The following is a 13,376-nucleotide window of genomic DNA, read 5'->3' as shown; positions in this document are numbered from 1 at the left end:
CGGGGCTTCCCTTTCCCGCCCCCGCTCCGCTACCATCTCGGCAGACAATGGGGATGGCCGCTGTGCAGGCGCACGCATCGGGGGAGGAGGGAGAGGCGGAACGGCGGCGCGTGCTCGCCGGGCTGGCGCGTGCCTATGCCGCGCCGCTGCGCCGCTTCTTCGAGCGTCGTACCGCGCGCGGCGCCGATGTGCCCGATCTCGTGCAGGATGTGTTCCTCCGCCTCAGCCGCATGCCGGACCCGGGCGCGATCGAGAAGCCGGAGCATTTCCTCTTCGTCACCGCCGCCAATGTGCTGAAGGATCGCGCCCGGCGCGAGATGGTGCGCGGCGTCGGCCTGCACGATCCGATCCTCGACGATTCGCTGCCCGGTTCGGATTTGCCGCCCGATCGCGTCTTGGAGGGAAGGGAGGCGGCGGCACGGCTGGAGGCGGTGCTGCGCACGCTTCCCGAGCGGACGCGCGACATTTTCGTCCTGCGCGTGCTGGAGGGCATGAAGATGGCGGACGTGGCGCGCGCCCTGGGCATTTCCACCCGCGCGGCGGAGAAGCACCAGGCCAAGGCGCTGGCGCGGGTGACCGAGGCGTTGGAGGCGTGGCGCCATCGCTGAGGATCCCATCCTGATCGAGGCGGCCGGCTGGGTCGAGCGGATGCGCGACGCGCCGCACGCCGCCACCGCGCGCGCCTGCGCGGCGTGGCGGGCTTCCAGCCCCGCCCATGCCGAAGCCTTTGCGCGCGCCCAGGCGGCCCGCGAGGCGGCGCAGCAATGCGCGCCGGCGCCGGCTTTGCTCGCGCTCCGCCACGAGGCGGTCGCGCGCGCGGCGCTGGCGCGGCCGCCGCGCCGGCGCCTGGCGCTCGCCGCCGGGGCGTTGCTGCTCGCCGGCGGCCCGCTCGCCGCCTGGACGATCGAGCGGATCGCGCGCCCGCCCGAGCCGCCCGCCTTCACCCGCAGCGTGCGGACCGGCATCGGCGAGCGCGCGGCGGTGACGCTGCCGGACGGATCGCGCATCACGCTCGATACCGCGAGCCGGCTGTCGGTCCGCTATCAGGGCGGACGGCGCAGCGTCGCGCTCGACGGGCAGGGCTGGTTCGAGGTGCGGCCGGGCGCCGAGCCCTTGATCGTCTCGGCCGGCGGCCGCACGCTGAGCGTGGACCCTGGCGCGTTCGACATCCGCACCGATCCCGCCGGATTGCGCGCGCTGGCGGTGGACGGCGGCCTCACCATCGACGGCACGCGGATCGGCACCGGGCAAATGCTGCTCACCCGCGCCGACGAGGCGATCGTGGCGCGGCCGCGCAACCTCGTTCCGCTGACCGGCTGGCGCCAGGGCCTGCTCCAGTTCGAGGACGTGCCGCTTGCCGAGGCGGTGGCCGAGTTCAACCGCTATCGCCATCGACCGATCCGGCTGGCGGATCCGGCGGCGGCCCGGCTGCGCCTGTCGGGCTCGTTCCGCACGGCGGAAGGTCCCGCCTTCGTCGATGCGCTCGTGGCGGGCTTTCCGGTCCGCGTGAAACAGGATAGCCCCGACGCCATCGTCCTCGCCTCGCGCTAGGCGGGGGCGCGGCGGGGGCTGGGCCTTGGTCGAAAAAAAATGTGACGGAGAGGTTCGGATTTCGGACGCGGGCGCGTCTCTCCCCCTGAAGGGTCCGCGCACGACGGGCTCGCCTGGGAGAAGGAGGGTGACATGGCGCATGCCGCCGCCGCGTCTGTGGACGCTGGCGCTCCTTCTCTGCTGCACCACTCCGCCGGCCCGCGCCGAACCGCCGCTGCGCTTCGCGATCCCGCGTCTCACTCTGGCGGATGCGCTCTCCCTCTATGCGCGGCAGAGCGGGCGGCAACTGCTGTTCGCGCCGGCCGAGGTGCGCGGACGCACGGCGCGGCCGGTGACGGGCAGGATGACGCCCGACGCCGCGCTGGACCGGCTGCTCGCCGAGACGGGCTTCCATGCCCGGCGCGCGGCGGGCGGCGCCTATCTTCTGGAGCGCGACGCCATGCCCGCGTCTAAGGCGGCGCCGGTGCGCCCGGCCGCCCCGCCCGCGCCGCCCCCCGCCCCGCCGACGGTGCGCGACATGGAAGATATCGTGGTCGTCGGCACGCCGGGCGGCGGCGGCGCCCGCCAGCAGGACGCCGCCTTCGCGGTGACGCGGATCGGCGCGGACCGGATCGGCCGGCTCGCGCCCAACAGCCCGGCGGATATTCTGGCGCTGGTGCCCGGCCTGACGGTGGAGACATCGGGCGGCAAGAATGGCGCCAACATCTTCGTGCGCGGCTATCCTTCGGGTGGCGACGCGGAATATGTCACCTTCCAGGAGGAGGGCGTCCCTTTCTTCCCGCCCGCGACGCTCTCCTTCCTCGAAAATTCGCAGCTCGTGCGGATCGACGAGACGGTCGAGCGGGTCGAGGCGGTGCGCGGCGGCACCGGCGCGCTCTTCTCCTCCGGCCAGCCCGGCGTGACGGTCAACATCGTGCAGCGCGAGGGCGGCGCGACGCTGGCGGGCGATGCCAAGCTTTCGGTCACCAGCTTCGGCGATCGCAAATGGGACGGCTATGTGAGCGGCCCGCTCGATGCGCAAACGCGCTTCATGCTGGGCGGCTATTATGGCGCGGGCACGGGCATCCGCTCGCCCGGCTATACGGTGGACCGCGGCGGCCAGATCAGCGGCAATCTGCGCCGGCGCCTGGGCGGCGACGGCACGCTGCTGCTCTTCGCGCGCTATCTGGATGATCGCAGCCAGTGGCTGCTCCCCATTCCGGTGGTGCAGCAGGGCCGGCGCATCACCGCCTATCCCGGCTTCAGCGCGGGCACGGGCACGCTCGCCGGGCCCGATACGCGACGCGGCACGCTCAACGACGGGACGCGCTACGATCTCGATGATGGTCGAGGCGCGCGGCTCGTCCATCTCGGCGGCAATTGGGACCAGCCGCTCGGCGCGGGGCTGACGCTGCGCGACAAGCTCAGCCTGCTCGCGGGCCATGCCGATACCACCGGCCTCGTCTCCGCCGCCGAGCCGCCACAGAGCGCCGAAGCGTTCGCCGCGCGGCTGGGCGGGCAGATCGCCACGCTGCGCACCGCCAACGACAATCAGCCCGTGGCCTTCAGCCAGCCCGTGGTGGAAGCGGGTGTCTGGCTGGTCTCCAAGCGGATCTCGGCGCTGGTCAACGACGCCTCGCTCGAATGGCTGGCGGGCGCGAGCAAGGCGACGATCGGACTCTATGCGGCGCGCAGCCGCTCGCGCGATCGCTGGACGATCGGCAACACGCTGCTGCTGACCGCCACGCCCCAGGCGCGCCGGCTCGATATGGTGCTCGCCGATGGCCGGATCGTGACGCGGGACGGCTTTACCAGCGGCGCCAACTTCCTGGTCGATGCGCGCTACACCGCCGACGACGCCGCCTTCTACGCGGTCGAGGAAATCCGCGTCGACACGCGGCTCCGCCTCGATGGCGGGCTGCGCTACCAGCACCACGCGGTCGATGGCCGCATCGCCGACAATGGCGCCAGCGGCCCCGCCGGGCCGGACGGCGATCCGCTCACCCTCTACGACAATGGCGATGCCCGGCTGACCGGAACCACCACGCCGGTGCGCTATCGCGGAGGCGCCTGGTCGTGGACGGCGGGCGCGCATTATGCGGCGAGCGCCGCGCTCGGCGGCTTTGTGCGCTACAGCCGCGGCCATAGCTTTCCCTTTTTCGACAATCTGCGCGACGGCATCCGCGTGGCGCCCAGGATCGATACGATCGAGGGCGGGGTGACGCTCACCACCGCGCCGCTCAGCCTTGTCGCCACCCTGTTCCACAACCGGTTCGACGGGCTCGCCACCACCGTCATCACCGCCGGCGCACCGCTCGCCTCGATCGGCGGCGCGCGCGCCACGGGGCTGGAACTGGAAGGCGTGGCGCGTCCGCTCGCCGGCTTGTCGATCAACGTCTCGGGCAGCTGGCTCGATGCCCGCTATCATCGCTTCTACACCGATGCCGGTCAGACCGATCTCAGCGGCAACCGCGTGCAGCGCCAGCCGCGCTGGCAATGGCGGATCGAGCCCGCCTATGATCTCCGGATCCGATCCGTGCAGGCGCGCCTCTCCACCACCGTCCGCTTCATGGGCGATCGCTTCTCCGACGTGCAGAATGCCCAGCTGCTGCCGCGCTTCATCCAATGGGACGCGGCGCTGACGCTGGATCTCAGCGCCCGGTTCCGGCTTCAGATCGTCGCGGACAATCTGCTCGACACGATCGGGCTGACCGAGGCCAACCCGCGCGCGCTCGGCGCGCAGGCGAGCGGCGCGATCTTCGGCCGCCCGATCCTCGGCCGCGCGGCCGAGTTCAGCGCCCGCTACCGGTTCTGATGCCGTGACCAGCCAAAGGCCTCCGCCGCGCAGCCCGCCCTGAGCGGGCGCCGCCCCCTTCCCTCGCTGCCCCGATCCCGCGCGGCACCGCCGCGCCGGGCCGGGACCGCGCATGCCCGATGCATCATCCTCATTCCTTGGAGTAAGCCCATGTCCCGCACGACCTTGACCCTCGCCACCGCGACGCTGTTGGCGGCCACCGCGCTCAGTGGCGCCGCGTTGGCCCAGGCGCCCGCCACACCGGATGCCGCCACGGCCGCCGGCACCGCCCCGCCGCCCGTCGCCGAGGCGCCCGCCGCCGATGCCGGCCCGCAACAGGCGCAGGAGATCGTCGTCACCGGCAACGCCAATCGCGAGGGTCTGCGCAAGCTCGATGCGAGCTATTCCATTTCCACCGCCTCGGCCCAGCAGATCCGCGACGTCGCCCCCATTTCCACCGCCGATCTGCTCAAGATCGTGCCGGGCGTGTGGGTCGAGACATCGGGCGGCTCGGTGGGCGCCAACGTCTTCATCCGCGGCTTCCCCTCCACCGGCGACGCGCCCTTCCTCACCGTCGAGATGAACGGCTCGCCGATCTTCGCCCCCTCCTCGCTCTCCTTCCTCGAGGACAGCTCGCTGTTCCGTATCGACGATACGGTCGAGCGGGTGGAGGTGCTGCGCGGCGGCCCGAGCCCCATCTTCTCCAACGGCCAGCCCGGCGCCACCTCCAACTTCATCCTCAAGGAAGGCACCGCCGATCCGCACCTGTCGCTGCGCGCCACCTATGGCACCGAGGGCATGTATCGCGGCGATTTCGTCGCCCAGGGGCCGATCAGCGGCGACACCAGCTATATGATCGGCGGCTTCTACCGCTATTCGGACGGGCTGCGCCACACCGGCTTCACCGGCGATCTCGGCGGCCAGATCACGGGCAGCGTCACGCACCGCTTCGATGCGGGCAAGCTCACCGTCTATGGCCGCTATCTCGACGACAAGAACGCCTTCTACACGCCGATGCCGCTGATCGAGGATGGCAGCGGCAAGTTCCGCACCCTGCCCGGCTTCGACGCGCGGTTCGACACGCTGGTCGGCAAGGAGATCGAGGTCACCCAGATCGAGACCGGCCCGAGCGTGAATGGCGGGCCGACGCAGAAGAAGCAGATCGATCTCTCCAACGGCCGCGGCGCGCGCATCTACACGGTGGGCAGCACCTTCAATTATGATTTCGGCGCCTTCCAGGTGCAGAACAATGTCAACTTCACCAAGGGCCAGGCCAATACCAGCGCGCTCTTCACCGGCAGCAATCCGCAGACCGTGGCGCAATATCTGAACGGCCGACCGGGCAGCGTCACCTATGCCGATAGCGGCGCGGCGCTGACCGGCGATCAGCAGACCATCCAGGCGGGCATCTGGTCGGTCGAGAAGCATATCGAGAGCTTCACCGACGAGCTTAAGCTCTCGAAGGAGATCTTCACGGGCAATACCCTCACGCTGGGCGGCTATTACGCCCATGTGAAGGACCACGACATCTGGTATCTCGGCAACAATGTGCTGCTCGCGCTCGAGCCGCAGGCGCGCGTGCTGAACGCCAGCCTTGCCGATGGCACGCAGCTGACGCGCAACGGCTTCACCAGCGGCGCCACCTATGCCGTCAACAATGCGTACAAGAGCGACAATATCGCCGGCTATGTCAGCGACGAATGGAAGATCGGCCAGCTGCGGCTGGATGGCGGCGTCCGCGTGGAGCGCGTCAAGCTGAAGGGCGTGCTGGAGAATCTCAGCACCGGCGATCTCGATGGCAATCCGCTGACGGCCTACAATAATGGCGCCACCTATCTGAACGGCACCTATGGCGCGGCGCGCTACGCCAAGACGCAGGTCAGCTGGACGGCGGGTGCCGATTACGCCTTCACCAACCAGCTCAACGGCTTTCTACGCGCCAACCAGGGGGCGCTGCTGCCGCAGTTCGACGATCTGCGCGGCAACGCCACCGCGCTGCAGAACATCAAGCCGCAAAAGGCGCGCCAATATGAAGTGGGTCTCAAAACCTCGACCCGCTTCTACGACGTGTTCCTCACCGGCTTCTACAACCGCTTCCGCAACCTCATCTTCCAGGACATCATCAACGGCGCCAATGTCGTCCGCTTCGGCGGCTCGCGCGCCTACGGGCTCGAGTTCGAGGGCGCGGTGCGGCCGGTCCAGGGGCTGCAGATCGCCACGCGCGGCGTGATCCAGAACGGCAAGTTCAAGGATTTCGGTGCCAACACCGGCAATAACGTGAACCGCCAGCCCAAATTCCTAATCGCGGTGATCCCCTCCTACACCTTCCGGACGGAGTGGGGCCAGGCGCGGCTGTTCGGCACCTATACCCATGTCGGCAACCGCTATGCGGACATCGAGAACCAGCAGCAGCTCGGCAAATATGACACGCTCGACCTGGGCGCGGCGATCGATCTCAACGACCGTTTCTCGATCCAGGCGACGGTCGAGAATGTCACCAACACGCTTGCGCTCACCGAAGGCAATATCCGCACCAGCGGCGCGGCCAATGCCAATGGCTATTTCCTGGGGCGTCCGATCTTCGGCCGCCACGCCACCATCACCGCCGCCTATAAATTCTGATCCGGTTCCGCCGGCCGGGCGAGCAGGTCCGGCCGGCCCTTGTCGAGGGTTTCCGATGCCAGTGTTTCTTTCCGCCGCGCTTCTGGCGGCCGCGGCGCCGTCTGCCGCCGCGCCCGCACCCGCGCCCGCCGCCCGCCAGAGCCTGGCCGTGGCGGCCGGCGCGGCGACGCCCGAGGATCTGTACGGGCCGCTGTTCCGCGCGGTCGAGCTCGCGCGCGTCTTTCCCGACAGCAAGACCTTCGCCGACATGATCCCCAATGCCGCCCCGGCCGACATCATGGCCGCCTACCGCGCCGAGCGGCCCGCCGGGCGCGATGCGCTGGCCGCTTTTGTCGCCCGCTTTTTCGTCCAGGCCGAAGCGCGGCCGGCGCAGGCGCTGCCGCTGCGCGCGCACATCCAGTCGCTCTGGGCGATCCTGTCCAAGCCGCCGCTCGCCACCAAGGCGGGATCATCCGCGCTGGCGCTGCCCTATGCCTATGTCGTGCCGGGCGGCCGCTATCAGGAATTCTACTATTGGGACACGTACTTCACCATGCTCGGCCTGAAGGCGGACGGGCAGACGGCGATGGTGGAGTCCATGCTCGACAATTTCGTGTCGCTGATCGAGCGCTACGGCCATATCCCCAACGGAACGCGCAGCTATTATCTGAGCCGCTCGCAGCCACCCTATTTCGCGCTCATGCTCGCCCTTTCGGACAATCATGATCCGGCGGTGGCGCGGCGAAGGCTGGCCGCGCTCAAGGCCGAGCATCGCTACTGGATGGCCGGCGCCGCCTGCCTCGATGCGAGCGGCGCCTGCCAGCACGTGGTGCGCATGCCCGATGGCAGCCTGCTCAACCGCTATTGGGACGCGCGCGACACGCCGCGCGATGAATCCTATGTCGAGGACGTCGCCACCAGCGCCGCCGCCGGGCCGCGCCCGGTCAATCGCGATCTGCGCGCCGCTGCCGAAAGCGGCTGGGATTTCAGCGCGCGCTGGCTGGGCGATTATCAGGGCCTGGCGACGATCCGCACCACCGAGATCGTGCCCATCGATCTGAACAGCCTGCTCTGGGCGATGGAGGAGAGCCTGGCGCGGCGCTGCGCCGAGGCGGGCGATGCCGCCGCCGCGCGGGACTTCGCCGCGCAGGCCGCCGCGCGCAAGGCGGCGATCGGCCGCTGGCTCTGGTCCGCCGACGAGGCGCGCTTCGTCGATTGGGATCGCGCCCGCAAGGCGCCGACCCCGATCGTGTCCGCGGCGTTGCTGACGCCGCTTTTCGTCGGCCTCGCCACGCCGGACCAGGCGCACGCGACAGCCGCGCGCGTGCGGCGCGATCTGCTCGCCCCGGGCGGCATGCGCACCACCACGCGGCGCACCGGCCAGCAATGGGATGCGCCCAATGGCTGGGCGCCGCTGCACTGGATCGCGGTGGAGGGCCTGTCCCGCTATGGCGAGGACGCGCTGGCGCGCACCATCGCCGATCGCTGGCTCGCCACGGTAAACCGTCTCTACAAGGCCACCGGGCGCGTCGTCGAAAAATATGATGTCGAGACCCAGGCACCCGGCGGTGGTGGCGAATATGCGGTGCAGGATGGCTTTGGCTGGACCAACGGCTCGGTCAGCGCGCTGATGCAGCGCTATGGCATCGCCGATCGCGACCTGCCCTGATCCGGCGGCGGCGCGGCGTCCGGCGCCCCGCCCTCCCGCTCGCGATCGAGCAGCGCGCGCTTGCGATTTACGCCCCAGCGATAGCCGCCCAGGCCGCCATCGCCGCGCAATACGCGATGGCAGGGCACCAGCACGCCGATGCGGTTCGCCGCGCAGGCGCTGGCGGCGGCGCGCACCGCGCGGGGTGCGCCGATGCCCCGCGCCACATCGGCATAGGATATCCGCTCGCCCGGCTTGACGCCGAGCAGGAAGCGCCACACCCGGATCTGGAACGCCGTGCCGCGCAGATCGACGGGCAGATCCGGGCTGGGCGCGCCGCGCGACAGATGCGCGTCAATCGCCTCCATCCACGCATCGAGCGCGGCGTCGTGCGGGGCGGCGGCCGCGCGAAGCTCAGCCCGTGGAAATTCGGCGGCGAGCTGCGCGCGCAGCGCCTCGGGCCCGTCGCCAAACTGGGCGAAGCACACGCCCCGCCCGCTCGCCGCCATCATCAGCGGACCGAGCGCGGTATCCCGCGTGGCGTGGACGATCATTTCCCCCGCACCCCCCGCGCGATAGGCGGAGGGCGTCATGCCAAGGCCGTCATCGACCAGCGCGTAGAGGCGGCTCGTCGAACCATAGCCGGCCTCGGCCATCGCCCCGAGCACGCTGTCCCCGGCCCGCAGTCCGGCTTTGAGCGCCGCCAGCCGTCTGGCCGCGTGATAGGCCTTGGGCGTGATCCCGAACACCGACTTGAAGCTGCGCTGGAGGTGCGAGGCGCTCATGCCGGCGATGCGCGCCAGATCCGACAGCGGCAGCGGCGTGTCGAGCCGGGCGTCGATCTCTGCGGCGACCGCGCGCATGCGGATCGAAAGCGAGGGCGCCTGCTCCTCGTTCGGCCTGCATCGCTTGCACGGGCGGAACCCGGCGGCCTCCGCCTCCGCCGCGCTGTCGTAGAAGGCGATGTTCTCCGGCCTGGCGGGCCGGGCGCCGCACGAGGGGCGGCAGAAGACGCCCGTCGTGCGGACCGCGTAGACAAAGGCGCCATCGGCCGTGCGGTCGCGCGCGCGGACCTGCGCATAACGGGGATCGGCGGCACGATGATCAGAATCGGAAAGCATGGCCATGGCAGCCTCCTTGTTGCGGCCCCTTAGCAGATATCGCGCGGCCGATCGCGCCGCGCTCCGGAACGCGCCATCGAACTGGCCGTGCAACGACGCGCTGGCCGCCCCTCCATTTTCTTGCTGGAAGCTTGGTTCACATGCAAACTCGGACAAGTCGCCTCTCGCCAACCCGCAGCGGTGACTTGACCGGTCGCGCGGACTGCACCTGCGAATCCGGCTTTCACGTGCAAGTGCGCCGCCCGCTCCGCTGTTAACAAAGTGTAGCAAATCTGCATCAATTTCCGGTTTTTCAGTCATGTCTCGCTACATGGATTGTCGAGCGGCCGGACTCGCTGATAACTCGAACATATGCGGCGAAGACCGCAATCGGGGGGATGCGTGTCATGGGGAAACTGCACTCAGCGTTCGTTAGCGGTAACATCAGCGCCGTGACTGACAGCGCTGCCGTGTCGCACGCCCGCAGGGCCGCGCCGGCCATCTCCTGCCTCCTGCCTGCCTGCTCCACCATGATCCGCCGCGCCCAGCGTGCGGCGCCGCGCCCTCCGCTTTTCCTGAAAGGATTTTCCGTGCCCGTGATCGATCGTGCCCGGCGCCGCCGCGCCTGCGCCCTGCTTTCGGTTTCCGCCCTGGCGCTCGGCGCCGCGCCGGCCTTCGCCCAGGCGAGCAGCGCCGCCCTGCCCAGCCCCGCCGATGCCGCCATGGCGGGCCAGTCCGATGCCGGCCATGCCGCCGCGCCGCGTCCCGATCAGGCGAGCGCCGCCGAAGCCGCCGGTCGCGCAAGTCCGGCCGCGCAGGACATCGTGGTGACGGGCCAGCGCGCCGCCATCGCCAGCGCGATCGGCATCAAGCGCAACGCCACCCAGATCGTGGACTCCATCACCGCCGACGATATCGGCAAGCTGCCCGATCGCAGCGTCACCGAGACGCTGCAGCGCGTGACCGGCGTCACCATCGACCATTTCATCTCGCGCAGCGACCCGGACCATTTCTCGGTCGAGGGATCGGGGGTGAACATCCGCGGTCTCACCTTCGTCCGCTCGGAGCTGAACGGCCGCGATGCGTTCAGCGCTAATGGCGGCCGCACGCTGAGCTTCCAGGATATCCCGCCCGAACTGCTGGCCGCGGTCGATGTCTATAAAAATCCCTCGGCCGATCTGATCGAAGGCGGCATTGGCGGCCTCGTCAATCTGCGCACGCGCCTGCCCTTCGACAATAAGGGCCAGGTGATCAGCGTGTCCGGCTCGGGCAGCTGGGGCGATCTGCGCAAAAAGTGGGAGCCGAGCGTCTCGGGCCTCTACAGCAATCGCTGGGAGACGCCGATCGGCGAGATCGGCGTGCTCGCCGACGTCGCCTTCTCGCGCAGCTCCACCCGTACCGATGGCGTGCAGGTGGAGGCCTATTATCCCCGCACCGATCTCGTCCCCGGCAAGACCGTGTACGTGCCCAAGGGGGTGGATTGGCGCCAGCTCGATTTCACGCGCCGCCGCTTCGGCGCCTATGGCGCGCTGCAATGGAAGCCGGCGGACACGCTCGAGGTGACCACCACCTTCTTCCAGTCGCGCTACAAGTTCCACTGGGACGAGCACGCCATCTTCGCCCAGACCAACGCCTATAACATCCAGCCGGCGGCCGGCACGCAATTCGCCTATGACGATCGCGGCGTGTTCGTGAGCGGCACCGAGACCGATCCGCTGACGATCGCCGGCGGCGGCATGCCCTTCAACAACGATGTGCGCAGCGCCGATCAGCGGTCCAACACGACCGACATTTCGGGCTCGATCAAATGGCATCCGACCGAGCGTCTGACGCTGCGCGCGGATCTCCAGCATGTCCACGCGACCGCCAGCAACTTCGATTCGACCGTCGCCACCGGCATCAATCTGCCCAGCCAGACGCTCGATCTCACCCACGGCGTGCCGCGCCTCTCGGTGGACGAAGCCTTTCTCAGCAACCCCAACAATTATTATTGGGCGTTCACGATGGACCAGCTCGGCCGCAACAAGGCCAATGAATGGGCCTATCGCGCCGATCTCAGCTATGATTTCGACAATGGCGGCATCCTGAAGAGCTTCCGCTTCGGCGGCCGCGGCACCGACACCAAGGCGAACAACCAGGCCTCGCCCTATAATTGGCAGCCGGTGAGCCAGACCTGGCAGGTCGGCTCCACCATCCCGCGTCTCGCCTATCTGTCCGAATTCCCGCTCGCCAGCCAGGCGTTCAACTTCGGCAGCAACTATTATCATGGCGGCGCCAATGTGCCGAGCCAGCTGATCTTCCCCGCGACGTCGCAGGCGACCGGCTATCCCGACACCTATACCGCGCTCCATGCGCTCACCACCCAGCTCTGCCAGGAGATCAATCCCGCCTCGGCCTGCCCCAATTTCGCGCTCGCGGCCTTTGGCGATGCCCAGCGCAACCTGCAGAAGGAGCATAGCTACGCGCTCTACGGCCTGCTCAACTTCGATTTCGACACGGCCGGCCTGCCGTTGAGCGGCAATATCGGGCTGCGGTGGGTGCGCACCACCACCGCGGCGACGGGCTTCATCGTGCAGCCGGCGCCGATCGCCGGCGCGCCTCCGGGCGGTCCGCAATTCACCGGCGACACCCAGTCCCTCGTCGCAAAGAACAACTATAATTTCTGGCTGCCGAGCCTCAACCTGCTCTACAAGTTCACGCCGCGCCTCCAGGCCCGGTTCGCGGCCGCGCGCGCCATGACGCGACCCGACTTCAACCAGCTCCAGGCCTATACCCAGCTCTCGGCCGCGTTCGACCAGACGACGGGCACCTATAATTTCAATTCCACCGCGAGCAGCAATCCCTATCTCAAGCCCACCAGCTCCACCCAGCTCGACGGTGCGCTGGAATGGTATTTCGGCAAGGCCAGTTCGCTCACCGGAACCGTGTTCTACAAGCACCTCAAGAACATCATCCGCAATGTCGCGACGCCTTACGAATTCGCGGGGGTGACCTACAATCTCACCCAGCCGGAAAATGTCGGCACCGCCAACGTGAAGGGACTTGAGCTGGCCTATAACCAGGCCTTCACCTTCCTGCCCGGCTGGCTGAACGGCTTCGGCATCACCTCCAACTTCACCTTCGTCAGCAGCACGACCAAGACCAATCTCGCGAGCCTCCAGTCCAACAGCGCCGCCTTCGTCTCGGCCAATGGCGTGGACACCAACGGCGCGATCTTCGGGCGGCTGCCGCTCGAGGGGCTGTCCAAATATAGCTACAATGTCGCCGGCTATTACGAGAAAGGCCTGCTCTCGGTCCGCCTCGCCTATAACTGGCGCAGCCGCTACCTGCTCGCCACCAACATCAACGGCACGCAGGGCAGCGACGGCTCGCCGCTCACGCCGGGCGGCGTCCAGTGCGGCGCCTCGGCGGCGGATCATTGCGTGGTGTGGGGCCTGCCCACCTTCAATGCCGCCTATGGCCAGCTGGACGGATCGATCTTCCTGAAGTTCTTCAACGACAAGCTTTCGGTCGGCGTCGAGGCGCAAAATCTCAACAACGCCACCAACCGGGTGCTGATGAAGCAGTCGGTCGGCTATCTCGGCCGCGCCTGGTTCGCCAGCGACCGCCGCTATACCGGATCGGTGCGCGTCACCTTCTGATCCGCGGAACGCCTTGGGGCCAGCGCACCGCCCATTTCACTGGGGGGTGGCTGGCCCGAAGC

At 68.9% G+C, this 13,376-nt stretch carries 7 protein-coding genes; 6 read left to right on the top strand and 1 reads right to left on the bottom strand.

Going from position 1 to position 13,376, the window contains the following annotated elements; all coding sequences use genetic code 11:
• Nucleotides 1–62 precede the first annotated feature (62 nt).
• The 5 genes from LHA26_RS17085 to treF all read left to right on the top strand — a co-directional run bounded on the left by LHA26_RS17085 (nt 63) and on the right by treF (nt 8,594).
• Complete coding sequence (locus LHA26_RS17085) at nt 63–608, top strand: RNA polymerase sigma factor (protein WP_252168708.1); 546 nt, start codon at nt 63–65, stop codon at nt 606–608.
• 40 nt (nt 609–648) lie between these two features.
• Entirely contained in the window at nt 649–1,551 is a 903-nt protein-coding gene (locus LHA26_RS17080; RefSeq protein ID WP_252168707.1) for a FecR family protein, read from the top strand.
• 139 nt (nt 1,552–1,690) lie between these two features.
• Complete coding sequence (locus LHA26_RS17075) at nt 1,691–4,345, top strand: TonB-dependent receptor (RefSeq protein WP_252168706.1); 2,655 nt, start codon at nt 1,691–1,693, stop codon at nt 4,343–4,345.
• 150 nt (nt 4,346–4,495) lie between these two features.
• The gene (locus tag LHA26_RS17070) at nt 4,496–6,946 is read left to right on the top strand and encodes a TonB-dependent receptor (protein WP_252168705.1); all 2,451 of its coding nucleotides are present in this window, start codon (nt 4,496–4,498) and stop codon (nt 6,944–6,946) included.
• Between the two features lie 55 nt (nt 6,947–7,001).
• Entirely contained in the window at nt 7,002–8,594 is a 1,593-nt protein-coding gene (gene treF / locus LHA26_RS17065; protein ID WP_252168704.1) for an alpha,alpha-trehalase TreF, read from the top strand.
• On the opposite strand, the gene ada is transcribed toward treF, so the two are convergent.
• Nucleotides 8,564–9,700, bottom strand: a complete 1,137-nt coding sequence (ada, locus tag LHA26_RS17060) for a bifunctional DNA-binding transcriptional regulator/O6-methylguanine-DNA methyltransferase Ada (RefSeq protein WP_252168703.1) — start codon at nt 9,698–9,700, stop codon at nt 8,564–8,566. The genes treF and ada overlap by 31 nt on opposite strands.
• A gap of 563 nt (nt 9,701–10,263) precedes the next feature.
• On the opposite strand from ada, the gene LHA26_RS17055 reads away from it, so the two are divergent.
• Nucleotides 10,264–13,314, top strand: a complete 3,051-nt coding sequence (locus LHA26_RS17055) for a TonB-dependent receptor (protein ID WP_252168702.1) — start codon at nt 10,264–10,266, stop codon at nt 13,312–13,314.
• The last annotated feature ends 62 nt before the right edge of the window (nt 13,315–13,376 follow it).

The sequence above is a fragment of the Sphingomonas morindae genome, assembly GCF_023822065.1.
Lineage (GTDB): Bacteria > Pseudomonadota > Alphaproteobacteria > Sphingomonadales > Sphingomonadaceae > Solisphingomonas > Solisphingomonas morindae.
The sequence above is the reverse complement of the archived record's forward strand: the minus strand, read 5'-3'. Positions and strand labels throughout refer to the sequence as shown.